This window comes from Acetobacter persici, assembly GCF_018256955.1.
Lineage (GTDB): Bacteria > Pseudomonadota > Alphaproteobacteria > Acetobacterales > Acetobacteraceae > Acetobacter > Acetobacter persici.
The window spans coordinates 1-23,128 of the sequence record NZ_JAERKU010000015.1 but is presented as its reverse complement, the minus strand read 5'-3'; the positions used below and the strand labels follow the sequence as shown (position 1 = coordinate 23,128).

Below are 23,128 nucleotides of genomic sequence, written 5' to 3'. Positions count from 1 at the left end.
ACTAGAAGTTTGAACCCACCGTCATCATGATAGCGAGAGGCGTTCCCAGAAAATAAGTGGGTGAGCCTGCTTTGACACTTGTTCCCGCGATCCCTTTGCTAACCTGTGAGGAATAGGAGGGGCTGGCAATCCCGCTCAGATATTTCAGGTTTGTTATATTCATGAAGTTCAATCTGATATAAGGGCTTTTAAGGAAGTCAATATCATTCGCCTGATAGCCCATCCCTAAATCGACAGTTTTATAAGCGGGCATTCCCTGATCATTCATAAAGGTTGAATACTGGGCATCAACCCATTTGAATGTAATATCCGTGAAAAATCCCTTCCGTTTATATTGCAGCCCGATATTGGCCATGAATTTGGGACTGGCCACCATGATCTTACCTTTGGTCGGCAGGAAGTCGCCCGAGACGGGGAAGTTATTATCCATTGTTGCGTGCAGATATTGGGCATTCGCGTAAGCTGAAAGACCGTAATAAGAGTGTGATGCAATTTCTACCGTGGCACCCTTAATGGTTTCTCCCCCGACGGAGATTGCGCCGGAGGTCAGGGCGCCGTTCAGATAGAGTGATGTGGAAACCTGATGATTTTTAAGGTTCATGTTAAACAGGGTCGCATCGAAATTGAAAAGCCCGTGATAGCGAAAACCCAGCTCTTCACTCACAGCATATTCCGGTTTGACACTTTTCTGGCCGGACTGAGAAATACCACCCGTCGCTACGTTATAGATATTCGGATAGGTGGTTATAGGCACGGCCGGGCGTGAGTTGGTACTGGCGTTAAAGTAAAGCTGCACAGTTTTGGATACGTTGAATGTCAGGCCAATTCTGGGCATGGGGCGGCTGTAGGAGCTTGAAAAATTGCCCTGTGGCCCCGGAAGCCTGTTGTTGCCTGATACGTTGTACATCATGTCTTTAAAGCCTAAGCTGATTAAAAATCTGTCGTGGAACAGACTTAAATCATCGCTGACGTAAAACTGGTTGATCAGGGTGGAGAGAGAATAATCGCCCCCGGCAATGGTTCTGCCGCTTGTATCTTTCAGAACCCGACCGATTGTATCCCCGCTGCTATCCAGAGGAGAAAGACTGTTGAGCGTGCTGATAGTCCAGTGATCAAGCCAGTAGCCAACCGTTACCTTGTTGTTTTTTCCGGCTTTAAGAGTGGTATAAAGGTTGATCCCTTCTGAATGTATGGTCTGGTCTGTATTGGAGCGTGCGGGGATTTTCCCGTTAATAATATTCAGGTCATCCGTGTTGACGGCTATTTTTTCCGTGCCTGTATAGGTTGAACGGGGGTCAATATTTGTCTGTCCGGGGGCGTTTGTCTGTTCCCACCGGAAATAGGGGACAATTTTCAGATCAAGGCCGGAGAGTTTCACATCATTATTCAGAGAAACAAGAACGTCCTTGCTGGTATAAATATAGGACTTCCAGTAGTTCGTCGTCTTACCGTTAATATAATCGCTGGCAAAAGTGCCTTCAGAAAAATTGTTATCAACCTTGTTGGCAGTCTCAAAATTTTTCAGCGTATAGAGGTTTGTGCGCGCGACATCGCGCAGGGAGCTTGACACAAACAGGCTGCTGTTTGCGATCGGGCTCCAGTCTTTTGTCATTTTAAAATCAAAATGGTGTTTGCTGTTGCGGCCGCTACCGGTGTAATTATTGGCGGCAGCGTAAGAATAGGATGTAAAAAACTTGATGCCGCTATTGCCCAGATAGCCGCTATCGGCACGCATAAAGACCCGCTGCGCCGCAAAGGAGCCAGCGCTGTAGTCCAGATGCGCCTCGCGCTTTGTAGCGGGGGTTCTGATTGTTGCATAAACTTCGCCGCCCACACCTGTCACAAGAGGGTCCTGAAGGCGCGAGGAGCCGGGTATGAGCGTGATGCTGGAAAAGTTCTCGTTATCGGCCCAGTCTTCAACATAGGGGTTGTAGTAAGCAAGGTTGGTGCCGGGCATGCCCTCAACCGACCATCCCATTTCAGTATGGTCAAGGCCGCGCACGGTCGTTTTGTCACGGATGGTCAGACCGTACGCATCGCTGCTGCCAAAATTGACGCCGGGCAGGTTGGCAATTATTTGCAGAGGGCTTGCCGCGGCAGGCTTCCGGGCAATGACGTCCGCATCAATCCCGCTGGCGGAATAGGGCGTTGTGCGCACATGCATCAGGCCACCCCCGGAAGCTTTTCTTGTAAGGACAAGAACCTCTTCTTTTTTCGTCGGCTTCGTGCTTTTGGGTTTGTTTAATGTTTCGGCCAGCGTGCTTTCAGGCAGAATGACCAGAAAAAACCCGAGGAAAATGGATCTGTGATAAGACGGGGAGCGGTACATTGTTTACTGTCCTGATGCTGCGGGTGTGAGTGTTTTATGGCGTCCTATTTTTGTGCAAATGAAACATCCAATCAGGGAGATAAAAAATGGAATTAGCAAAGATAGATGCCAGTTATGGTTTTTTGAGAGCAGCCACGCGGTGGCAATAGGCGTCAGCGCTGCGCCAATATTGCCCAAAAATGTGGTAAAGCCTGCAACCATTCCTTTTCCGGTCGTCATGTAATCATGCACGAGGGACCAGATTGAAACCTGACTGACGCCGATGAAAAAAATTGAGGCACAGAGAAGAAGAACGCTAAGTGTCAGGCTGCCCATATAAGACGAAATGAGCAGTGCAAACCCGGCAAGGGGCAGGGAACATGCAGGGATAAGCCGCATATGGTTGCCGGAAAGCAGCGTTTTTGCGTGTCTGTTAATCAGGAGTCCGGAAAGAAGCACGGAAGAATACAGCGTCAACCCCGTGGCGGCATAGAGCCAGCCCATCTGACTGTAACTGACATGCAGATACTCCATGAGATAATGCGGCATGGAGAGAGAAAAGAAGGACTGCACAGAGGTTGTGCAAAAATAGAGTGTTGCAAGAAGCCAAAGCGGTTTTGCTGAGAGAATATCCCGATAATTTGTCTCGTTCTGCTGCACGGGTGCACTCTGCTGGTCCTGCGTTGCACGCAGCCACAGAAAGCTTATGACGATCCCGATGAGGGCGAAACTATAGAACGGTGACGCCCAGCCGAACTTTGTCGTCAGGGTTGTGACAATCGGGCCGGAGACGCTGGAGCCAAGATACATGATGGAGAGCAGAAACGAACTGGCAAGCGACCGCTGGGTAGGCGGGAACCAGTCATTCACCAGCACGATGCTGCTTGCCCAGTCGGGAGCCTGAAAGGCACCGAGCAGGCATCTGAGAAGCAGAAAGTCAGAAAAATTTCTGGCGAACGGGAAAAAGAAGACGCTCAGAGACCATGCAAGGCAGGCGACAAACAGCACAACATGCGGTTTGAATCTGTTAATAAACCACCCGGCCGGGATCTGCGCCAGAGCGTAGATCCAGATCATGCTGGACGCGAGGATGGTGGACTGAAGGTATGAGAAATGGAAGATCGTATTTATTTTTGGGGAGACCAGAATAAACGCGTTTCTATCAAGAGACATTAAAAGGTTGATGGGAAGAAGAACCCCCAGAAAAACAAGCCATTTCCTCTGTTTTAACGCGTATTTCATGGGGTATCTCACGGCGAAAATGGCAAAACTCTTCCTGAAGAAGAGATTATTTTTTAAAAATAGTCCTGACAGTTCCATTTGTGTTTACAAAAGGACTTGTGACTTAAAACTGATAATTTCATTGATCTTTCCACGCAAGAAAAATTACGTAATTGAACATTTAAATTAAAATAACACTATATAAATAGTGGAATAGGCTGCGCGTCAAAACGGAAAGCGGGCAGGACTGATGGGGCGTGCTCGTTGTGTGGTGCGGAGAAAGAGAAGACTGTTCCTGTCATGCGGTGAAGTCTGGCAAGGGTGCCGGAGGCGTTTTTACGTCCTCGGCCATCACCGTCTTCCCTCCGTTCCCCGACTTGCAAAGGCGGACGAAACGGGAAGAAGTGCCCTCTGTGGATGGGATGATTGCTTTCCGGCAGTCTGATCGCCATTAATACAAGGGCGGATGCTGGCGGAAGGGAGGGTCATGTGAAAGCTGTGGAGGTGGAGTGGCTCGTTGATCAGCTTCCTAACCGGAGTGGCCGGGCACTGGCGCAGCAAATTACCACCCTTATTCACTCCGGGGTGCTGCCGGTTGGGGTGCGCTTGCCCGCTATCCGGGATATCGCCTTTGTGCTTGGGGTCAGCCCTGCCACGGTCTCTATTGTCTGGAGTGAGCTACGCCGCCGCGGTATGATTACCGGGCGGGGGCGGCGGGGTACCTATGTCAGCAGTGCGGCCATTGCGCCGCGCCCGATCCGACGTGCTGAAAATGTAAAGTTGGGAGGTATCCCGCTGGATCTGTCCGGTTACACACCGGACCCGGCACTTCTGCCGCCTCTGCAATCCGCGTTTCTGCATGTGCAGGAGACGCCGCATTTGAATATCTATGCGGATGAGCCGATTGAAGCCTCTCTGGAGCAGGTGTGCCGGGCAGACTGGCCGTATGAAGCCGAAGCTCTGATGGCAACTAACGGGGCCTATGGCGGGCTTTTTGAAGCGATGCAGGCGCTGATCCCGCCCGGCAGCGTCGTGCTGGTTGAAGACCCGGTCCCCATGAGGGTGCTGGATATTATTGATTACCTCAAAGCCTCCGCTGTTGCGGTGCCCGGTGATGCGCACGGGCCCATTCCCGCCAGACTACGCGCCGCACTCACGCGGCAGCCTGTTGCGTTTTTCCTTCAGCCCAACCTGAATGCCATTACCGGGCGTGTCTTATCGGCAGAGCGTATGAAGGAGCTTGCAGATGTTCTGAACGCCGCCCCGCCTGTCTGGATTTTTGAAGATGATGCGATGGCGTATTTTACCAGAGCAAAGCCAAAAAGCCTTGGGGTGTGGTGCAGTGCGCAGGTGATTCATGTGCGCTCGCTCTCAAAAGCTCTGGGGCCGGATCTGCGTCTGGGTATTTTGTCCGCATCCGACAAAATTATTCGGGAAATACAGGCGTACCGGAGTTTTGGGTCTGGCTGGACGAGCCGTATCATGCAGGCCGCCACCGCGCGTTTGCTGGCGGCCCCCGAAACGACAACGCATCTGGAACGGGCGCGGCGGACGTATCTGGAGCGTCGTCAAAAATTGACGGACAACCTTGCAGAATATGGTTTTTCTTATGCAACCGGTGAGGGATTTAGTTTCTGGCTACCGGTGCAGGATGAAGAGGCCGCTCTTGCCTCCCTGAATGCGCACGGTATTCGCGTTACGGCTGGCAGGCAGTGTTCCCTGATGCCGCAACCTCATATCCGGTTTTCTATTTCTCATCTGAAAGACCGGTATGAGTGGGTCAGTGAACATCTTGCTCAGGCGGGGTTATCAAAGGCGATCTGTTAAGGCGAGGGGAGCGGGCTTTCGGGGAAAAAGTAGGAAAAGAAAGCGGTTTCTTCGTAGCTATTCGTCAAAAATATGTGTCGCGGTGCTTTCCTTGATAAACAGTTCCTCATACGACCGGGAGAGCCCGGCGGGGGATTTGCCAACGCCCCAGCGCCAGAGTGTTTGTGCATCTTCTGAAAAGCGCCAGTAGGCTGCGACAATCACGTCTTCATCCAGCATTTCGAGAATTTCAAACTCCGTTGCAGAGAGCTGGCGTGCACGGACTTTATTAAAGCGCGCATTGCCGGACGTCAGGCCGGGGGTGCCGTTAAGGTCGGTCTTAAAATCCAGCGTCATAACCGGCTGTGTTGAGAGCGTGCTGTTTTCTGAATGATACCATATGAAATTTCCGGGAAATTTCAGAAAGAGGTCTAACTTCATATGGTCAGGAAACTTACCGTCACTCCATGAGGATCGGGTGTTTTCAATCCGCCATACGCCATTGAATCGGGTATTATCCGGCAGGCTCTGGTCTTGAGAATGCGTCATTTTATCTCTTTATTTTAGCGTCGGGGGGGTAAAGCGGCAGTTATTGAGAACGGGGAGGACGCTGCGTGCGTGCTCAAGCCGGCTGCGCTCAAGAGTGGCAAAGCCAAGACCGGGGCTTTCTCCAAGGGCGGTGGTGATAATACCCAGAGGGTCCACCACCATGCTCGCGCCGATATTGGAGGGCCCACATTCCCCCACGGCAACCACATAACAGGTGTTTTCCAGCGCACGGGCGACGTTCAGGATCTCCCAGTGCCGTTCCTTGTTCGGGCCGCGCAGCCATGCTGCGGGGATGGCAAGAACGTCTGCGCCGCTGAAGGCAAGATGGCGCGCGACTTCCGGAAAGCGGATGTCGTAGCACGTCATGAGCCCCACTTTCATGTCCCTGACCCGGATAATGGGGGGCAGGTCCTGTCCGGGGGTGATTTTATCAGACTCACGTTTGTCAAAGGCATCATAAAGATGCAGCTTGTTATAGGCTGTTGTCAGAACGCCATCTTGCAGCACAACCAGCGTGTTAAAGAGCCGTCCGTCCGCATTGGGGACCATGACGCAGCCAGCAACCGTCAGCCCGTGTGTGTGCGGCAGTAATTCTGTGATGAACGGGCCATCAAGCGGCTGGGCAGTTCTTTCTAAAATACCGGGGTCACTGGCATTCCGGGCGAGAATCCCTTCGGGCAGAACAAGAAGGTCCGCATGTTCTGATCTGGCTCTTGTAATCAGGGCCCGGCAGGACTCAAGATTGTCCTGCCACTCTGGTGCGACGGCAAACTGTCCAAGAGCGACTTTCATATTTTCACTTCAGCTATCAAAAAGAGGAAACCAGAAAGGAGTGCGTCACATTTTTGTTGAGCCGGATTTTCTCTGTATCCCTGCTGCTCAGTAAAGACGGTGACTCCTGCATAAAGGGTCACGTTGAAACAGCGCAATTGCTATTATGTTATTGTTCATTTCTGGCTGTTTTTTAGAGCGATCCGGAGAATATTAAAGAGTGGTTTCCGTTGCGGAAATCTTCCTGTCTGGACGTCTGTTGCAGGCAGCCGGGCCTGATCTGCGACCGTTTAAGCGGAATGGGGGCGATCTTGCTGCCCCGCACGTTCTCCCCGCGTCTTTGCCGGAGGAGTGAAGTCCGGGTAAACCGGGGAGAGGACTTTCGTCACGCAACGTGACAGACCATGCTTTTTCAACGCATGATAGGGCAGAGTTTGCCTGTTATGGAGAAGAGAGCAATGACACAGTCCCTCAAGACCGTTCTGGTGACCGGTGCCACGGCAGGGTTTGGCCACGCCATTGCCCTGCGGCTGGTAAAGGACGGGTATCGCGTAATTGCAACGGGCCGCCGGCAGGAGCGGCTGGACGCGCTGGCGCAGGAGGCCGGGCCTGCGCTGCTGCCGTTTAAGCTGGATGTGACCGATCTTGCCGCCGTGCAGGCGCTTCCTGCGTCTTTACCGGAAGGCTGGCAGGATGTGGATGTGCTGGTCAACAACGCGGGGCTGGCGCTTGGGCTGGAAAAAGCGTGGGAAACCAGCCCGGCTGACTGGGAACGCATGATTGCCACCAACGTGACGGGGCTTGTGGAAATCACGCGTGCGCTGCTGCCGGGCATGGTGGCGCGGAACAGCGGGCATGTGATCTCGCTTGGCAGCACGGCGGGCACGTATCCGTATCCCGGTGCGAATGTGTATGGCGCGACCAAGGCCTTTGTGGACCAGTTTATGCGCAACCTGCGGAGTGATCTGCTGGGCAAGCAGGTTCGGGCCACAACCATTGCGCCGGGCCTGTGTGGCGGCAGTGAGTTCAGTGCCGTGCGTCTGGGGGATCAGGCGAAGGCGGATGCCGTTTATAACGGCACAAAACCGCTGCTGCCGGAGGATATTGCAGAAACCGTAGCGTGGGTTCTCGCTCTTCCCGCGCATGTGAACATCAACCATGTGGAAATGATGCCGACGTGCCAGGCCTCCGCCGGGCTGGCTGTGGACCGCACAATGGCGGGCTAAGCCCTGACGTTTCAATGAAAAATGCCGTGCCCTCACAGCGGGGGCACGGCATTTTTATGTCTGGTGTTTTGCGGCTTATCGCGTGGGGGAGATCTTGTCGGCAATAGCCTGCTGGTGTTCCCGCAGGGCCTGATCCTTTGCCTGTTTGGCCGCAATTTTTTCCGCGGCTTTGACTGTTTTTCTGGCCTGCATCCGTTCAAGCCGTTCCTTCAGCGCCATGCGCTCGTACCGGATGCGCTGGCGGATCCAGTTGAGCAGGCCAGACAGTGTGACAACCAGAATCCCCACAAAGGTCCAGCCATCCAGCGGCTGATGGAACACCAGATAGCTGAGCGCGACGCCCCACACCATCTGGCTGTATTGCGGCAGGGCGACGCGGTTGGCGGGGGCGCGGGCGGTTGCCATCATCATCAGCAACTGGCCGAAGGCAGCCAGAAAGCCATAGCCAAACAGATAGACCCATGTGGTCACCCCGTGCGGCCATGAGGCATGTGCCCACATCAGAATCCCGTTGCCAATCAGCGGGCCAGCCAGACTGGAGCCGAACAGAGACAGCCGTGCGCTGTTCTGCCCGGCCAGACGGTAGGCAATGACGCTCCCGGCGTTGGCGACGGCGGCAATCAGCGCGCACAGATGCCCGAAATGCAGCGCCCGCACCCCCGGACGCAGCACAATCAGCACGCCAATAAAGCCGAGGACTACGGCCAGCCATGCCCAGGCCGTCACTTTTTCCTTCAGCAGCACCACGGAAAGAATGGTGACAAACAGCGGCATGAGGAACATCAGCGAAAGCGCTTCGGGCATGGGCAGCAGCATGAAGGCTTCCACGCTGGCGGCGGTCGCGACAAAGGTACAGACGGCGCGCAGAGCCCACATGGCGGGTTCCTGCGTGCGGAAGACGTCACTGTAGGCTTCCCCCGGCTTACGGATGAACGGCAGCAGAAGAAGGCCGAAAACCCCGCCGGAAAACGCGACTTCAAACGGGTCAAGCTGCCCGCCGAGAAGCTTGGAGAACGCATCACTGATTGCGTAGGAGGCAAATGCCCCCAGAGCCAGCGTAATGCCGGAGAAGAGAGTTTTGGGGTCCATAGACTGCCTAAAAATGTTGTGCTTGTCGGGGGCTGTGGGTGAGGGTTTGAGGGGGGGGGCGGGCCAGCATGGCCCGGCTCCTTTCCCGCACTAAGCAAAAAACGGCACGGGTTGGAAGTACATTCGGTCTGGAGAGGCCGGGGGGAGTGCAGGGTTGCATTTCCCTGCCAGCTTGAGCAGGCGGGGCGAACATTCTATACAGGCCACAAGGGGATGGGGTTCCCCCTTTAACCGCCCTTGCAAGGGCTGATGACTCCTGCCGTAACGATCTGGCGGGAGAGGTGCGACCTGTTCCCGCCGCAGCACGGCGGGCGTTCTGGATGGCCCGCCGGAATGAAGGGGCCTTATATGTCTTTTGCTTCCTGTCTTCTGGTCATGCTCGGCGGTGCGCTGGGCACGCTGGCGCGCTATGCCGTGACATTGCTGACAGCCCCGCTCAGCCGGACAATGCCGTGGGGCACCATGGTTGGCATCAATGTGGTGGGGTCTTTTATCATCGGGTTTTTCAGCACGCTCACGCTGGCGGACGGGCGCTACCCGGTGTCTGACAATACCCGCCTGTTTGTCATGATGGGCCTGTGCGGTGGCTACACCACCTTTTCCTCCTTCAGTCTGCAAACGCTGGACCTGCTGCGGAGCGCGGCATGGGGCCGGGCGCTGGCGAATGTGACGCTCTCTGTCCTGCTCTGCATCAGCGCGGTCTCGCTCGGCCACCTGCTGGCCACGCGCCTGAATGGCCAGACCCTGCAGCTGACGCAGGCGGAGGAGCAGAGTGATATGGAAGGCGAGATGGAGGGCTGAGCCATTGCAGATCAGGTGAGCCTCTTTTACCCGCCCGTTTTTACCTGTCTGTTTCTGCTCGGATGGCTTTAGGCTTGCATTCCCCACCGGATTAGCGCATCTGTGCAGGAAGCGGGTGCTTTTATCCGGGTTCTTGACGCATGTTGCGTCTGGTTTATCTCCATAAAAGTTATGATTTCGTGTGTGTTTTGTGCACGACCGCGTTTGTTTGAGAAGGAGCCTTTGTTATGGCAACAGGCACCGTAAAATGGTTCAACCCCACAAAGGGTTATGGTTTCATTCAGCCGGAAGATGGCGGTCAGGATGCGTTCGTTCACATCTCTGAACTTGAGCGCGCTGGCATGCACACTCTGAACGAAGGTCAGAAAGTGTCTTACGAGCTGGAAGCTGGCCGTAACGGCAAGACCTCTGCTGTTGGTCTTAAAGCGCTCTGAGCCTTTAAACCGCAGAGATGCTGTCTGGAAAAGCCGTCCTTCGGGGCGGCTTTTTCTTTTGGGGGCAAGAGGATGGGGGCAGGGTGATGCCCCCCGGTTTAGGTGTTCAGGTATTATGCGGGTCTACGCTCTGGAACCCGTAGGTTTCATAGCGTGTTTTCAAAACGCCATTTTCAACATCCACCACCATAAAGCCCTCTGGCGTGCCATAGCGTGTGCCGTGCCACCAGTTGCCGGACACAGCGCCGCCCGTAATGTAGGGCACGCCATGCCAGTCCACCCGTTCCAGAATATGGGTGTGGCCCTGTAGCACACCAATGACGTTGCAGGTGTCAAACAGCGGCAGGACCTCATGCGCGTTGACAACGCTGATGCCGTGATGCTTCTGCGGTTTTTCCGGCGGGGCGTCATAATCCTCCACGGCTGTAACCAGTGGAATGTGGGTGACGACAATAATGGGCGTCCCGGCGGGCTGGGCGTCCAGATCCTTTTTCAGCCAGACAAGCTGCTGCGCATCAATCCGGCCTTCATACATGCGGTCTGCCGTAATGCCGATGGAATCCAGCACAACAAAATGCACGCCTTTATGGTCAAAAGAGTAATAAAGCTGGCCGAACTGGTCCTCGAAGTATTTTTTACCGTAAAACGGGTCCGTCGGCTGGGCGCCGCTTTTGGTATACACGCCAAAACAGTCATGGTTGCCGATGGTGTGGTGCACCTGCATGGTGAGGTCATTCGCCGTGCGCTTGTATAAATCCATCAGCATGGTGGCGCGGCCTGCATTGACGCCCAGCGCATCAAACACATGATCCCCGCCCTGAATGGCAAAATCCGCCGGAATGGTCCGCGCTTTCAGAAACGCGGTGTGGCAGCCCGCATTGGCGTTCAGTTCCGGCTGGAGATGTGTGTCGGTGATGAACAGGAACGTGAAGGGCTCATGCCGGAGCAGCGGGGGGCGGCTGGGGATGGCGGCGAGTGAGCGCGTGAGGGGGGCAAATGTCAGGCCCGCAGTCAGGGAGAGAAACGTGCGGCGGTTAAACTGGACCATGAGCGGCGATTTCCGTTTGCGTGGAAAGGGTGAACAGGCACCCTCCACTGTGCGCAAAACGGCGTGTGCTGCCAGAGCTGTCACAAATGTTTAATATGCAAAGGCGCTGTAAGGCGCGTGGGGTGCCGCAGGTTCAGGGAATGACGATATCCATGCCGCATTTAACCCGGTCCAGCGCAATCAGGCTGCGGAAACGGGCGACGGCCTCGTTTCTGGAAAACAGCTCACGGGTAATCTCTTCATAAGTCGTCATGTCTTTGGCGACGATAATCACAACAAAGCTGATCCCGCCCGTCACATAATAACATTGCTGGACGGAGGGCGAGGCCTGAAAGAGCGCCTTGGCGGCATCAACCGTTGCAATCCGCTCATCCACCAGATGCACCTCGACAATGGCCGTAATGCTCATCTGCACGGCGCGCACATTCACCTCGGCGCAGTTCCGCGTGATGATTCCCGCTTTTTCCATGCTGGCAATCCGCCGCTGCACGGCGGCGGCCGAGAGATTGACCCGGCTGGCAATCTGCCGTTGCGGCATTTTATTGTCACGCTGGAGCAGCCGCAGGATGGCTTTATCAAAGGAATCCAGAGCGCGCGGGGGAGGGGTTTGAGCCATAGGTGAGTTTTTGTTGCATTTGGGGCCGTAATCAAGAGCGCAAAGATCATCTGGGTGATGATATGTCCCGGATGTTCAGGGAGACGGAGCATCATGACCCACATCGGTGACCATTCAGCGGCCCACACGGGAGCCCAGACGGGGCGCGGCGTGCTGTGCGGCGCGGGTGCCGGTGCGCTGTGGGGGCTGGTGTTTCTGGCGCCGGAACTGGTGCGGGATTTTAACCCGCTGATGCTGGCTGCCGGGCGCTACCTTGCCTACGGGGTGATTGCCGGGGTGCTGATCCTGCCGCGCTGGCGGCGGCTTTCCGGCCTGCTGAGCGGGCGGGACTGGCAGGCGGTGTTCCTGCTCTCTCTGGCGGGCAATACGCTGTATTATGTTCTGCTATCTCAGGCCGTGCAGAGCGGCGGGATTGCCCTGACATCCCTGATTATCGGGTTTCTGCCGGTGACTGTTACGGTTATTGGCAGCCGGGATCAGGGGGCTGTACCTCTGAAAACTCTCGCGCTTTCTCTGGGGTTATGCGTGGCAGGGGTGGTGTGCATTGGCTGGCAGGGGCTTTTGGGGCCGCAGGCGTCCGGCCGTACGGTGCAGGGCATGTTGTGTGCGGTTGGAGCGCTGGTGTCCTGGACAGCCTATGCCGTGGGCAACAGCCGGTGCCTGAGCCGCCTGCGGCATGTATCCGTGCATGACTGGAATTTGCTGGCAGGCGTCGTGACGGGCGCGCAGGCTGTTGTGCTGGTGCCGTTTGCCCTGCTGGCGCAGAAGGGGCCTCATTCCGCAGAGGCATGGGGCCGGTTTGCCGGTGTGTCTGTCGGGGTGGCGATTTTGGCGTCCATGTGTGGCAACGCCTTGTGGAACCGCATGAGCCGCCTGTTGCCCCTGACCATGACCGGGCAGATGATCCTGTTTGAAACGCTGTTTGCGCTGCTGTACGGATTTTTGTGGGAGCAGAGGTGGCCCCACCCGCTGGAGTTGGCGGCGTTCGGGCTGGTGGCAGGCAGTGTTCTGTCCTGCGTGGCCGTCCACCGGAAGCATGTCCCGGCGGCACAGGCCTCTGGTCCGGACACTCCCTGCCAGACAGAAATTGCCGGGCAGGGAGTTTGAAAACCCTTTTTACTCAAAAAGGTTATTCAGACGGCATGCGGTAGAGGGCGCAGAGTTTGTTGCCGTCCGGGTCCCGCAGATAGGCCAGATAGAGGTCTCCCGTGGGGCTGTGGCGGACGCCGGGCGGGTTTTCAATAGCTTCCCCGCCATTGGCAACGCCTGCTTTGTGCCATGCGTCGGCTTCTTCCGGGCTGGCGACGGCAAAGCCAATGGTGCTGCCGTTGCCAGCCGTTGCGGGCTCACCGTTCAGCGGTTTTGTGATCACCAGACGGCCGCCGCCATGCGTATAGGTCAGGCGGCCTTTGGCGTTCGGTTCCGCCGGGGCGCAGCCCATGACACCCAGAACGGCATCATAAAACTGTTTGGAGCGGGCAATATCGTTACTGCCAAGCATGATGTGGCTGAACATGAAGCGTGTTTCTCCTCACCCGGTATGGGGTGCCGCAGAGTAGCGCGATACCGGGTGGCGTCAAATCCTCCCCACGCAGAGCCTGTGTGCAGAAAACCGCGGGCTTATGGCAGCCCCATGCCGCCGTTTGCGCCGAGAATCTGGCCTGTCATGTAACTGCTGTCATCCGAGGCCAGAAGCACGTAGGAAGGGGCCAGTTCCGCCGGCTGGCCGGGGCGCTTCATGGGAACGCTCTCCCCAAATTTTTCCACATTTTCCATGGTCTGCCCACCACTGACCTGAAGTGCCGTCCAGAACGGGCCGGGGGCGATGCCGTTGACGCGGATACCTTTTTTGACAAGCTGTTTGGCCAGCCCTTTTGTAAAATTGGCAATCCCTGCCTTGGTGATGGAATAGTCGAGAATATTGACGGACGGCTCATACGCATTGGTGGACGATGTGAAGATAATCGTGGAGCCGGGCTGCATGTGCGGAATCACCGCTTTGGTCAGCCAGAACAGCGCGTAGAGATTGGTCTTCATGGTCCAGTCGAACGCCTCGGTCGTGACGTCCAGCAGATCATCATGCGTTTGCTGGCGGCCCGCGCAGTTGACGAAAATGTCCAGACCACCCAGCTCTGCAACGGCTTTTTCAACAAGCTGCCTGCAAAAATCCTCATCCCGCAGGTCCCCCGGCAGAGCGACGAATTTACGGCCTTCCTTGCGGACCAGCTCCCCGACCTCGGCGGCATCCGCTTCTTCCTGCGGCAGGTAATTGATGGCGACGTCCGCCCCTTCCCGCGCATAGGCAATGGCGGCGGCGCGGCCAAGGCCGGAATCTCCCCCGGTAATCAGCGCCTTGCGGCCCTTGAGTTTGCCGCTGCCCACATAGGATTTTTCACCGTGGTCTGGCAGGGGCGTCATTTTGGAGGCAAGGCCCGGCCAGGGCTGCGGCTGCGCCTTGAACGGGGCATGCGGGTAGAGAGAGCGGGGGTCTTTGAGGGGGGAGGAGGTCATGGCGTTCTCTTTCACAGTCTGGGCCGCGGCAAGGTTGATGAACACGGGCGTCCCGGCCGCAGCCGCAAGGCCCGCCATTTTCAGGACGGTCCGGCGGGAGGGGCTGTGTCCGGGGGCTGGTGTCTCATCCGTCATGCGGCTGTCCTTTCGCATCGGGCCACAGCACGGCGCGTCAGGCGGGAGGTCTGGCCTGCCGTCTGCTGTGTTCAGGTGTGCCTGTGTGTCGGTGGGCCTGTGTTTCAGTGCGCCTGTCCGGCCCGTGGCTTTGAAGTTCATAACCCAGACGCCCCGGCGGCGGAGGGGTTCCCCTATGGGGGCTGTGCGGGGTGCATGGCTGGTGGCTGGTGGCTGGTGTTAGGTGAGTAGCAGGTTATCAGGTGATAGGTGAGTGGCAGGTGATCAGGTGATAGGTGGCACGGAGCACGTTGCAGGCGGCGGTGTTCAGGGCAGGTTGCGGGCGGCGGTGTGCAGGCCGCGTGGGCTGCCTTTGTCTTGCTGGTGGATTTTGTTAAATAACAGGAATGACTGAGGGCAGGCTCTGTCCTGTGTTTGTGGTGTCGTCATGCGGGGGAGAGGCAGAATGTCCGACGTGCCATGTCTGGAAACCGAGCGTTTGCTGTTTCAGGCGCCGTGCCGGGAGGATTTTGAAGAGTTTGCCGCCATGTGGGCAGACCCGGACGTGGCGCGCTATACATGCGGCACGCCGGAAACACCGCAGGCCGCGTGGGGCAGGCTGCTGCGCTACAGGGGTGTTTGGGGCGTTATGGGCTTTGGCTTCTGGAGTGTGCGGGACAAACAGACGGGGCGGTTTGTTGGTACAATTGGCTTCCATGACGCGCATCGGGATGTGACGCCCTCTGTCGTGGGGGTGCCGGAAGCAGGCTGGGTTCTGGCTTCATGGTGTCATGGCAAAGGGTTTGCCACAGAAGGGGTCAGCGCAGCCTGCCGGTGGCTGGATACGCACACGCCTTACAGACGCTCGGTGTGTCTGGTGTCTCCCCGCAATACGCCCTCCATCCGCATTGCGGAGAAACATGGATTTGTGCTGTTTGCAAAACCGTTTTTTATGGGGGAGGAAACGCTTCTGTTTGAGCGTTATGCTCCAGAGTGAGCGTTTCTTCCGCAAGCGGGCCGGTGGGTTAAACGCGCCCTAATGTCCGCCGTAACGTGCGGTTTAAGGGTTCAGAAAACTTACGGCTAATTATGCTGGCCAGCAGGCCGGAGCCGATGAGGAAGACGGGCAGAAGAGCCACGCGTTCCAGCCCTGTTCTGGGCACGGTTTCTGGCGGCAGCATGGTGCGCAGCAGGCCGAGAATAATCAGGTGGAACAGGTAGAGTTCGTAACTCAGGCGGCCTGTTTTCTCCAGCCCGCGCAGCAGGCGGGAGCGTGTGGCAAGCGGCCCGTTTTCATGGTGCGCGGAGGCGATCAGCAGGATTGCGGCCCCCAGCGCCATGACGGACACTCCCCAGATATTGGTCGCCCCGATGGAGCGCCAGAGATAGAGCCAGACCATGCCGAGGATAATGGCAGGCTGGAGCAGCCGCGCTGCCAGACCCTCCAGCCGCCAGCGTGTGGCGATAACAGCGGCCATGCAGCCAATGGCAATGCCGTCAAACGAGGCGAGATAGGCAAACAGAAATCCGGATTCATCATTCTGATGCGCCATGCGGTACAACGGCCCGACCACCGCCACCAGCCCCCAGAACAGCATGATAAACGGGGTGCGGCGCAGGGTGAGAGCCACCAGCGGGAAGGTCAGGTAAAACACTTCCTCCACGGAGAGGGACCACAGCACGCCCAGCGCGTAATTTGCCCAGTCATACCGGGCGATAAACAGGTTCATGCTGAAGGTGAGGGACGCCAGATTGGCCCGCATCATGGCGGCAAGCGGAGACAGGCCGGGAATATGCGTGTTGAACATGGGCAGCCCGGCCAGCGCAAGCGCGTTGACCAGCGCGAGCAGGAGCAGCAGGCACGGCACAATCCGCGCGATGCGGAAGGCGTAAAATGTGCGGGCCTGTAAAGCGGCAAGACTGCCCCAGCGGGAGAGGCTGTTGCTGGTGATCAGAAAGCCGGAGATAACAAAAAACAGCGTGACGCCGTAATTGCCATTCCGCGCCACAGCCCGCACCGCCTCTGGCGTGATAAGGGCCGCCAGCGCGGATTGACTGAGCGGATAGGCAATGCAGAAATGGTGGAACAACACCAGCAGAATGGCGATGCCCCGCAGCAGGTCAATCCGCCGGTTGCGGTGGCCGGGGGTGACGGGGGGCGCTTCAGGCGGGAGGGGCATGGGGAACCTGACTGGCAGAAGGAGACTTGAGGCACGCTTCTGGCAGCGGTTCGTGGTTAAAATAGGACGATACTGTAATAAAAAACCCCACAGGGACACATCATGGTCCGCTGCGGGGTTCTCAGGTCAGCTGGCCGGGAGGGGCGCTGGATGGGGTCAGGAAACCCCGGCCATGCGGGCAAATTTGCGCTGGCGGCTGAAGAACAGCTTTTCCGTTACAAAAAACGCCAGATCCTGCACCTTGCTGTGCGGGGTGAGGCCGATGGTCTTGAACACCATGCTGGTCACGCGGCGCAGGTGGCGCGGCTGATAGTTCTTCATGGCGCGGGACATATAGGCCGCAATGCAGCGGTTATGGTCGTAGGGCAGGGAGGGTGGTTCGTTTGTGGTGTAGTAGGCGGAGGCGAGTTCATCATCCTCGCTTTCCGTCACCCGGCCCAGCGCAATCCGGGCGCGTTGCAGGGTGCTGATGCGTTCGCGCTTCAGGTAGCGGTGCATATGGTCATAAAACAGTTTGAAGTGCCGGAATTCATCGGCTGCAATCTGTTTGCACAGGGCTTTCAGCACGGGTTCTTCCGTGGCGTCGGCCAGCGCGGAATAAAAAGAGGAGGTCCCGGTTTCCACCATGCAGCGGGCAATCAGTTCCCCCGTGCGGGAGCCACGCACGGACTGATCGACTTCCAGCGGGATATGATAAAAGTCGCGGTAGCGCTGGAAGGCGGCCTGATAATCCCATTCCGGGTCCGCCAGCATGGCCCAGCGGCCCAGCGCGTCCCCGTGCTGGATTTCTTCCACCGCCCAGTGGTCTGCCGCCTGTTTGAAGTCCGGGTCATCATGAAACACGTTGTTCAGATAGATGGCGTAGTCCACGCTGTTGCGTTCCACCACGGCTGCTGCCTTGATGGCGGGCACAAGCTGGGGGTCCACGCGGGCGGGGTCAAATTCGTCCCAGGGTAGCTGGTCAATCTGCCAATGTTTCATCTGCGCCGGGGCTCCCGTCCTGCTGCTCTTAAACCTGTCTGTAGGCGTCAGGCCGTCCGCACACGTTGCCGTGTGCGCAGGATGGCCCGGACTGTTGCTCTAGACCATTCCCGTGCGGGACGGAATGGCATGACAAAAAAAAGACAGTGCGGGCGGCCCGGCGGGTCTGGGCGGGGGTATCAGACCTGCCGGAGGGGGTGGCGCGCCTCAGACCGTCGGGGCGATGGCGGGTGAGTTGCTGGCCGTGGCGGGCGGCAGCGGGCGGGGGCGGCGGTTTTCATCCAGCGCGACAAAGGTGAAGTCCCCTTCCGTCACCTTGGAGGTCAGGTGCGTGTGGCGCGCGCGCCGCCATGTCTGCACATGGATGGTGAGCGAGGTGCGGCCTTCCCGCGTGATGTTGGTGTAAATGCTGACTTCATCCCCCACCACCACGGGTTCCAGAAAAACAACGCCGTTAATGGCAACGGTTGCGGCGCGCCCGTTGGCCCGGAAGGCCGCCGTGGTGCCCGCGGCAAGATCCATCTGTGAGATGATCCATCCGCCGAACACGTCCCCCGCGGGGTTGGTATCGGTCGGCATGGCGATAACGCGGATGGTGGGCACACCGTCTGGCAGATGGGAGGCAGAAGCAGCAGGCATAATATCAGGGCCCTTTATCAGGAAGGAAGGCGAGGGTTAACGGAAGGGTGGTTCATCAAAACCACGCAGCTTGCGGGAATGCAGCCGGGCGACACCCTGCTGCCGGAGCAGACGCATGGTTTCAATACCGACCATCAGATGCTGGCTGACCCGCTCACGATAGAACGCATTGGCCATGCCGCGCAGCTTCAGTTCTCCGTGAAGGGGTTTGTCCGACACACAGAGCAGCGTGCCGTAGGGCACCCGGAAGCGGAAGCCATTGGCCGCGATTGTGGCGGATTCCATATCCACAGCAATGGCGCGGCTCATATTGATCTGGGTGAAGAGATGCGCCAGACGCAATTCCCAGTCCCGGTTATCGGTGGTCATGACGGTGCCGGTGCGCAGGCGCGTCTTGATGGCGGAGTCGTGCAGGCCCGTCACCAGAGCGGTGGCCTCCTGCATGGCCACCTGCACCTCGGCAATCGGGGGGACGGGCACCCATGTTGGCAGGTCGGCGTCCAGAACGTGATCATCCCGCACATAGCCGTGGGCCAGAACGTAATCCCCCAGCATCTGGGAGCGGCGCAGGCCCGCGCAGTGGCCCACCATCAGCCAGCAATGCGGGCGCAGCACGGCCAGATGGTCCGTCATGGTTTTGGCGTTGGCGGGGCCGACGCCGATATTGATCAGCGTAATGCCATCCCCATCCGGGCGGCACAGATGGTAGGCGGGCATCTGCGGCAGGCTGCCAGCCGGGGCTTCGGGCGGGGTGCTGCCGGGGCCGGTGTAAATCTGGTCTCCGGGTTCAATAAACGCCGTGTAATCACCCCCCGCATCCACCTGCGCGCGGGCATAGGCCCGGAAGGTCTCCACGTACCGCTGGTAATTGGTGAGCAGGATAAACCGCTGGAACGCACCGGGAGTGGTGCCGGTATAATGATGCAGGCGCGCGAGAGAGTAATCTGTGCGTTCCGCTGTAAACAGGGCCAGCGGGCGAGGTCTGCTGGCGTCGGGCAGAAGCTCACAGTTGGCGATGCTATCATCCGTGGCGTGCAGGTTGGGCAGCGCGAACTGTTCCTGCAACAGCAGCAGGTCTGCTTCTGTCAGGCCTGTTGCGGCCTCTTCCATTACATAAGGCAGCGGAATGGGGTGGCGGGACCGGCCGACCAGCACCGGCTGGCCATAATGGTGCAGCAGCGGGGTAATCTGCTCCCGCAGATACTCCCGGAACAGCGCCGGGCGGGTGATGGTGGTGCTGTAAAAACCGGGGTCCAGAATAACGTCAAACGGTGGGCGGCCCGTGAGCGGCGTGCCGGGGGGCAGTTCCAGCGCCAGACAGGGGTAGGTTGCCTCACCCGGCGGGCAACCTTGCCGCGCCTTAAAGGCGGCATGCAGGCGCTCCACGCTCTGCGCATACAGGCTGCACAGATGGTCAATCGCGGCGTCTGCGGAGGTGAAAGCCTTGAAATCCGTCCCGGCGGCATCGCGCAGGGCGGTCATGTCGGGGTGTGGTAACGTCATGCGCTCACCATAGCGCGATAACGGGGGGACCGCGCAACCGTGCCGCGCCCGGCGGGGATGCGAGCCAGCGGTTTTCTGCCCCGCGCGGCATATCTGCGCACGGAAAAGTGCGCTATAGCCCCCCGACTGCTGACAGAGGAGGCCAGAGACGCGCGATGATCGCCATCACCCCGGAACAGACCGCCATTCTGGAAAAAGCCCCCACCTCCAGCTTCCGGGTGATTGCCGGGGCCGGGTGCGGCAAAACCTCCACGCTGGAACTGTTCAGCAAAACATGGACGCGCCACCGGGGGCTGTATCTGGCCTTTAACACCGCCATTGCCAAAGAGGCCCGCGCCCGTTTTTCAACCCAGATTGAAGCCCGCACCGCCAATAGCTACGCTTATCGCAGCCTGAATATCGGGCAACTGGGCCGCAAGGTGCAGGGGCGTTACATGGCGCGGGACCTCTGGCGGCTGGAAAAACTGCTGGGCAGCAAGGCAGGCGGTGCGCCGGACGTGGTGCTGAAAACGCTGAGCAATTTTCTGATCAGCGAAGGCTCCAAAATTACGGCGGTGCATTGCCCGGAACCGGAGAGCGGGCGGAACAGGGACATCCGCCAGTTTGTAGCGCAGGCCTATAAATATCTGGTGGCGTTTGAAAAACATGATTTCCCGATCACGCATGATCTCTATTTGAAAAAATTCGAGCGTGAGCAGAAAATTACCGGCTATGACTATATTATGGTGGATGAAGCGCAGGACCTGAATCCGGTTCTGATTTCCATCCTGAAAAAATCCGGCCTGCCGATTGTGGCGGTGGGGGACCCGAACCAGTCCATTTACGCCTTCCGTGGGGCTGTGGATGCCATCAGCGCGCTGGACGGCCCCTGCCTGCCGCTGACGCAGAGCTGGCGCTTTGGTGAGCCGGTGGCGCGGATGGCTAACGCCATTCTTGCGCACCATTCCCGCAAACCGGCGCATCGCCTGCACGGGAACCCGGCTGTTAAAAGCCGTGTGCAGTTGCACCGGAAAGGCATTAAGCCCGAGCACAGCACGCTGGTTCTGGCCCGCACCAACGCCCGGCTGTTTGAAGGGCTGGCGGACAGCACCCGGCCTTTCCATGTGCTGGGCGGGGTGAGTGACATGGTGCAGGAAATTCTGGCGGCCTATAACCTGTATCAGCGCCAGTTTCAGCCCTCGCTCAAGCCGGAGGGGGCGGCTCTGGAGTATGCCTCATGGCGGGATCTGGAAAATGCGGCGGAAGGGCGGGATGCGGACCCAGTGGCTAAACGGCTGTTTGGTATTGTAGAAAAACATAAGGATACACTGGATAAAAAGATAAAGACCATCCAGACGCTCTATCGTGAGAGCGCTGATGATGTCAGTCTGGTGTGCTCCACCGCGCATAAGGCCAAGGGGCGGGAGTTTGATGCCGTCATTATGCTGGATGATTTTCTCTCCCCCGAGGAATGGAGCAGGCGGCGCACGCAGTTTCAGGACCGCGCCAGAAAGACGGAGCAGGAACACGGCCCGCTCTCCCCGCGTCTGAAAGCCCGGCTGAAGCGCGATCTGGATAATTGTGATCAGGAAATCAACCTGCTCTATGTAGCCTGCACCCGCGCCCGGCTGACGCTTTCTCTGCCGGAGGGATTGTTTGAGTTCTGGAAGACCGTCTAGACCGTACTACGGCAAGGGGTTGCCTTTGGGATAGCATTGCGTATCTTTAACAAACCGGGTTCTGCGGACGGTTTGGCACTGTCTTCAGGCTCCGTCTGGAGCGTCATAAGAGATGTGCAATGTCGAAATGGAAGACGAGTCTCTCTGGTGCTGTTGTAGGTCTGTGCTGCCTGTGGTGGCCGCCTGAGGCGGAGGCCCAGCACTCCTGCATTGTGGCCTCCATCAGTGAGACTTTATTAGGCGGGCAAAGTGATACGCCGCTGATGCCGGTTAAAATCAATAACCAGCCAGCCGCTATGTTCTTAAGTTATGATTACGACGATATTTACGTAAAGCACTCCTCTTCCCTGAATTTTGACAAGTTTGCTGATGAGAGTATCTGGGGAACGGTTGACGTTTTTAATACATTTAGAAAACGCGAAAAAGCAGAGGTTGTCAGGGTCGATACATTCTCTTTTGGTGGCTTTAATGTTCCTCACGCCAAATTTATTCTTCTGAAAGAGGCAGGTAACCAGTCAGTTCAGGGTCTTCCTGTTGCTGGTATATTGGGCACCGTCTTTCTCAATAACTTTGCTGTTTTGTTGGACATGAAGAGCAGGAAAATCACCCTTTTTGAGGTTAAAGACGGGTGTGAGAATAAAGAAGAAATGACGAAAATCATGGGGGGTGATTTTCATGAGGCCAACATCAACAATAATGCGAACAGGCTGGAAGTGGGGGTAAAAATATCTGGCCATAAAATGTATTTTTTTATCAATCCCGATCTGGATATGACAGAAATGCCCGTGGGTTGGCTTGCCGACTATCACATCCCGTTGGTGAAAAAAGACGAAAAAACTGAGGTGAGATTTACCGGGGGTGAAGGCTATATTTCTAACATCGCGACAGTTGAGAGCCTGAGCATAGGCGACGATACCGAAAAGAACCGGAAGATAAAGGTCGCTGATAAAATTTTTGAGGGGTCTTTAGGGCTGGATTTTTTTGCTGACAAAGTTGTTTTAGTCGATGCCGTTAATTCCAGAATGTATTTTAGAAAAAGTGACGGGGTGAGTCAGGACCCGGGTCATAACTTGCATTTTGAGACCTCAAAAAATGCCAATATAGATGTGAAATAACCTCACTATATTCGATGGTGGCAGGACGTGTTTTTCTGCCATTCTCACTCCATGACAGGGAACCAGTGGGGCTTTGCCGGGTTGAAACATATGACATCTATGTGATCAGCAAAGGACAGGCCGCATGAAACGTTCCCTTCTGACAGCAGCAGCTTTGCTGGCAACTTGCGCTCTGGCCGCCTGTATGCCGCCGCCGGGAGATATGGGTGGACCCGGCGGGGGAAGAGGCGGGCATCATCAGGGTGGTCCGGGTGGCGGCCAGCGTGACGGCGGCTGGCGCAACGGGAACAGCTCCGGCAACATGCAGGGCGGTGGACCCGGAATGGGTGGTCCGGCCATGCAGAATGGCGGCATGGGCGGCGGTGGCGGTTACTAAACACGCCACACTCCGTAAAGCAGAACCATGTGGCCCGACAGGTGCCGGTTCTGTACTGGTTTTAGAGAGCAGGCTTATGCCTCAGGCAGAGCCCGGCATAGCGTAATACCAATTTGTTTTGGCTGTGACTCAGGGGGGGGGGTACACATAGGCGTTGAATTGTGATTCACAGGATACCGTCA

General features: G+C 57.3%; 22 protein-coding genes and 1 riboswitch. Of the genes, 9 read left to right on the top strand and 13 right to left on the bottom strand.

Annotated elements, in window-relative coordinates:
- Position 1: 1 nt before the first annotated feature.
- Together JK199_RS13355 and JK199_RS13350 are read right to left on the bottom strand one after the other, a co-directional pair.
- Positions 2-2,329, bottom strand: a complete 2,328-nt coding sequence (locus tag JK199_RS13355) for a TonB-dependent receptor (RefSeq protein WP_212376851.1) — start codon at positions 2,327-2,329, stop codon at positions 2-4.
- Between the two features lie 3 nt (positions 2,330-2,332).
- Positions 2,333-3,550, bottom strand: coding sequence for an MFS transporter (locus tag JK199_RS13350; RefSeq protein WP_342356332.1), 1,218 nt, complete (start codon positions 3,548-3,550; stop codon positions 2,333-2,335).
- Between the two features lie 468 nt (positions 3,551-4,018).
- On the opposite strand from JK199_RS13350, the gene JK199_RS13345 reads away from it, so the two are divergent.
- Positions 4,019-5,356 carry an aminotransferase-like domain-containing protein gene (locus JK199_RS13345; protein WP_212376844.1) on the top strand — a complete coding sequence of 446 codons (1,338 nt, stop codon included), beginning with the start codon at positions 4,019-4,021 and terminating at the stop codon, positions 5,354-5,356.
- A 57-nt stretch (positions 5,357-5,413) separates the two neighbouring features.
- Here the strand turns inward: JK199_RS13345 and JK199_RS13340 are convergent, their stop codons facing one another.
- Positions 5,414-5,884, bottom strand: coding sequence for a hypothetical protein (locus tag JK199_RS13340; protein ID WP_212376841.1), 471 nt, complete (start codon positions 5,882-5,884; stop codon positions 5,414-5,416).
- Between the two features lie 9 nt (positions 5,885-5,893).
- Positions 5,894-6,676, bottom strand: a complete 783-nt coding sequence (locus JK199_RS13335) for a deaminated glutathione amidase (protein WP_212376838.1) — start codon at positions 6,674-6,676, stop codon at positions 5,894-5,896.
- Between the two features lie 437 nt (positions 6,677-7,113).
- Between JK199_RS13335 and JK199_RS13330 the strand changes: the two genes are divergently transcribed.
- Positions 7,114-7,881, top strand: coding sequence for an SDR family NAD(P)-dependent oxidoreductase (locus JK199_RS13330; protein ID WP_086655074.1), 768 nt, complete (start codon positions 7,114-7,116; stop codon positions 7,879-7,881).
- A 75-nt stretch (positions 7,882-7,956) separates the two neighbouring features.
- Here the strand turns inward: JK199_RS13330 and JK199_RS13325 are convergent, their stop codons facing one another.
- Positions 7,957-8,970, bottom strand: a complete 1,014-nt coding sequence (locus JK199_RS13325; RefSeq protein ID WP_212376835.1) for a DMT family transporter — start codon at positions 8,968-8,970, stop codon at positions 7,957-7,959.
- A gap of 200 nt (positions 8,971-9,170) precedes the next feature.
- A riboswitch (Fluoride riboswitch) is annotated at positions 9,171-9,236 on the top strand.
- A gap of 82 nt (positions 9,237-9,318) precedes the next feature.
- On the opposite strand from JK199_RS13325, the gene crcB reads away from it, so the two are divergent.
- Together crcB and JK199_RS13315 are read left to right on the top strand one after the other, a co-directional pair.
- Positions 9,319-9,771: a fluoride efflux transporter CrcB gene (gene crcB / locus JK199_RS13320; protein ID WP_086655139.1), complete on the top strand. Its 453-nt coding sequence runs from the start codon at positions 9,319-9,321 to the stop codon at positions 9,769-9,771.
- A gap of 227 nt (positions 9,772-9,998) precedes the next feature.
- Positions 9,999-10,205 carry a cold-shock protein gene (locus tag JK199_RS13315; protein WP_025827303.1) on the top strand — a complete coding sequence of 69 codons (207 nt, stop codon included), beginning with the start codon at positions 9,999-10,001 and terminating at the stop codon, positions 10,203-10,205.
- A gap of 106 nt (positions 10,206-10,311) precedes the next feature.
- On the opposite strand, the gene JK199_RS13310 is transcribed toward JK199_RS13315, so the two are convergent.
- Together JK199_RS13310 and JK199_RS13305 are read right to left on the bottom strand one after the other, a co-directional pair.
- Complete coding sequence (locus JK199_RS13310; protein WP_212376832.1) at positions 10,312-11,253, bottom strand: metallophosphoesterase family protein; 942 nt, start codon at positions 11,251-11,253, stop codon at positions 10,312-10,314.
- A gap of 133 nt (positions 11,254-11,386) precedes the next feature.
- On the bottom strand, positions 11,387-11,869 hold the full coding sequence (locus JK199_RS13305; protein WP_244985164.1) for an Lrp/AsnC family transcriptional regulator: 483 nt from the start codon (positions 11,867-11,869) through the stop codon (positions 11,387-11,389).
- Positions 11,870-11,962: 93 nt separating this feature from the next.
- Here JK199_RS13305 and JK199_RS13300 point away from each other — a divergent pair, with 93 nt between their 5' ends.
- The gene (locus tag JK199_RS13300) at positions 11,963-12,976 is read left to right on the top strand and encodes a DMT family transporter (protein WP_212376829.1); all 1,014 of its coding nucleotides are present in this window, start codon (positions 11,963-11,965) and stop codon (positions 12,974-12,976) included.
- 22 nt (positions 12,977-12,998) lie between these two features.
- Here the strand turns inward: JK199_RS13300 and JK199_RS13295 are convergent, their stop codons facing one another.
- The gene (locus tag JK199_RS13295; RefSeq protein ID WP_212376826.1) at positions 12,999-13,385 is read right to left on the bottom strand and encodes a VOC family protein; all 387 of its coding nucleotides are present in this window, start codon (positions 13,383-13,385) and stop codon (positions 12,999-13,001) included.
- A 104-nt stretch (positions 13,386-13,489) separates the two neighbouring features.
- Entirely contained in the window at positions 13,490-14,515 is a 1,026-nt protein-coding gene (locus JK199_RS13290) for an SDR family oxidoreductase (protein ID WP_280528602.1), read from the bottom strand.
- A gap of 445 nt (positions 14,516-14,960) precedes the next feature.
- Between JK199_RS13290 and JK199_RS13285 the strand changes: the two genes are divergently transcribed.
- Positions 14,961-15,491, top strand: a complete 531-nt coding sequence (locus JK199_RS13285; protein WP_212376823.1) for a GNAT family N-acetyltransferase — start codon at positions 14,961-14,963, stop codon at positions 15,489-15,491.
- A gap of 28 nt (positions 15,492-15,519) precedes the next feature.
- On the opposite strand, the gene JK199_RS13280 is transcribed toward JK199_RS13285, so the two are convergent.
- The 4 genes from JK199_RS13280 to JK199_RS13265 form a co-directional block, all read right to left on the bottom strand.
- The gene (locus JK199_RS13280) at positions 15,520-16,674 is read right to left on the bottom strand and encodes an acyltransferase family protein (protein WP_212376820.1); all 1,155 of its coding nucleotides are present in this window, start codon (positions 16,672-16,674) and stop codon (positions 15,520-15,522) included.
- A gap of 156 nt (positions 16,675-16,830) precedes the next feature.
- Positions 16,831-17,655, bottom strand: a complete 825-nt coding sequence (locus JK199_RS13275; RefSeq protein WP_025827292.1) for a ferritin-like domain-containing protein — start codon at positions 17,653-17,655, stop codon at positions 16,831-16,833.
- A 207-nt stretch (positions 17,656-17,862) separates the two neighbouring features.
- Positions 17,863-18,294 (bottom strand): acyl-CoA thioesterase, encoded by a 432-nt coding sequence (locus JK199_RS13270; protein ID WP_025827290.1) that lies wholly within the window; start codon positions 18,292-18,294, stop codon positions 17,863-17,865.
- A gap of 36 nt (positions 18,295-18,330) precedes the next feature.
- Positions 18,331-19,797 carry an AMP nucleosidase gene (locus JK199_RS13265; RefSeq protein WP_244985163.1) on the bottom strand — a complete coding sequence of 489 codons (1,467 nt, stop codon included), beginning with the start codon at positions 19,795-19,797 and terminating at the stop codon, positions 18,331-18,333.
- A gap of 155 nt (positions 19,798-19,952) precedes the next feature.
- Here JK199_RS13265 and JK199_RS13260 point away from each other — a divergent pair, with 155 nt between their 5' ends.
- The 3 genes from JK199_RS13260 to JK199_RS13250 all read left to right on the top strand — a co-directional run bounded on the left by JK199_RS13260 (position 19,953) and on the right by JK199_RS13250 (position 22,946).
- The gene (locus tag JK199_RS13260; protein ID WP_212376816.1) at positions 19,953-21,455 is read left to right on the top strand and encodes a UvrD-helicase domain-containing protein; all 1,503 of its coding nucleotides are present in this window, start codon (positions 19,953-19,955) and stop codon (positions 21,453-21,455) included.
- Positions 21,456-21,574: 119 nt separating this feature from the next.
- Positions 21,575-22,570, top strand: a complete 996-nt coding sequence (locus tag JK199_RS13255; RefSeq protein ID WP_212376813.1) for a hypothetical protein — start codon at positions 21,575-21,577, stop codon at positions 22,568-22,570.
- Between the two features lie 124 nt (positions 22,571-22,694).
- Complete coding sequence (locus JK199_RS13250; RefSeq protein ID WP_143217627.1) at positions 22,695-22,946, top strand: hypothetical protein; 252 nt, start codon at positions 22,695-22,697, stop codon at positions 22,944-22,946.
- The last annotated feature ends 182 nt before the right edge of the window (positions 22,947-23,128 follow it).

Bases quoted from the DNA above. Each gene is read 5' to 3' on its own strand.
- JK199_RS13355 (WP_212376851.1), bottom strand. From the start codon at position 2,329: ATGTACCGCTCCCCGTCTTATCACAGATCCATTTTCCTCGGGTTTTTT.
- JK199_RS13350 (WP_342356332.1), bottom strand. From the start codon at position 3,550: ATGAAATACGCGTTAAAACAGAGGAAATGGCTTGTTTTTCTGGGGGTT.
- JK199_RS13340 (WP_212376841.1), bottom strand. From the start codon at position 5,884: ATGACGCATTCTCAAGACCAGAGCCTGCCGGATAATACCCGATTCAAT.
- JK199_RS13335 (WP_212376838.1), bottom strand. From the start codon at position 6,676: ATGAAAGTCGCTCTTGGACAGTTTGCCGTCGCACCAGAGTGGCAGGAC.
- JK199_RS13330 (WP_086655074.1), top strand. From the start codon at position 7,114: ATGACACAGTCCCTCAAGACCGTTCTGGTGACCGGTGCCACGGCAGGG.
- JK199_RS13325 (WP_212376835.1), bottom strand. From the start codon at position 8,970: ATGGACCCCAAAACTCTCTTCTCCGGCATTACGCTGGCTCTGGGGGCA.
- crcB (WP_086655139.1), top strand. From the start codon at position 9,319: ATGTCTTTTGCTTCCTGTCTTCTGGTCATGCTCGGCGGTGCGCTGGGC.
- JK199_RS13315 (WP_025827303.1), top strand. From the start codon at position 9,999: ATGGCAACAGGCACCGTAAAATGGTTCAACCCCACAAAGGGTTATGGT.
- JK199_RS13310 (WP_212376832.1), bottom strand. From the start codon at position 11,253: ATGGTCCAGTTTAACCGCCGCACGTTTCTCTCCCTGACTGCGGGCCTG.
- JK199_RS13305 (WP_244985164.1), bottom strand. From the start codon at position 11,869: ATGGCTCAAACCCCTCCCCCGCGCGCTCTGGATTCCTTTGATAAAGCC.
- JK199_RS13300 (WP_212376829.1), top strand. From the start codon at position 11,963: ATGACCCACATCGGTGACCATTCAGCGGCCCACACGGGAGCCCAGACG.
- JK199_RS13295 (WP_212376826.1), bottom strand. From the start codon at position 13,385: ATGTTCAGCCACATCATGCTTGGCAGTAACGATATTGCCCGCTCCAAA.
- JK199_RS13290 (WP_280528602.1), bottom strand. From the start codon at position 14,515: ATGACGGATGAGACACCAGCCCCCGGACACAGCCCCTCCCGCCGGACC.
- JK199_RS13285 (WP_212376823.1), top strand. From the start codon at position 14,961: ATGTCCGACGTGCCATGTCTGGAAACCGAGCGTTTGCTGTTTCAGGCG.
- JK199_RS13280 (WP_212376820.1), bottom strand. From the start codon at position 16,674: ATGCCCCTCCCGCCTGAAGCGCCCCCCGTCACCCCCGGCCACCGCAAC.
- JK199_RS13275 (WP_025827292.1), bottom strand. From the start codon at position 17,655: ATGAAACATTGGCAGATTGACCAGCTACCCTGGGACGAATTTGACCCC.
- JK199_RS13270 (WP_025827290.1), bottom strand. From the start codon at position 18,294: ATGCCTGCTGCTTCTGCCTCCCATCTGCCAGACGGTGTGCCCACCATC.
- JK199_RS13265 (WP_244985163.1), bottom strand. From the start codon at position 19,797: ATGACGTTACCACACCCCGACATGACCGCCCTGCGCGATGCCGCCGGG.
- JK199_RS13260 (WP_212376816.1), top strand. From the start codon at position 19,953: ATGATCGCCATCACCCCGGAACAGACCGCCATTCTGGAAAAAGCCCCC.
- JK199_RS13255 (WP_212376813.1), top strand. From the start codon at position 21,575: ATGTCGAAATGGAAGACGAGTCTCTCTGGTGCTGTTGTAGGTCTGTGC.
- JK199_RS13250 (WP_143217627.1), top strand. From the start codon at position 22,695: ATGAAACGTTCCCTTCTGACAGCAGCAGCTTTGCTGGCAACTTGCGCT.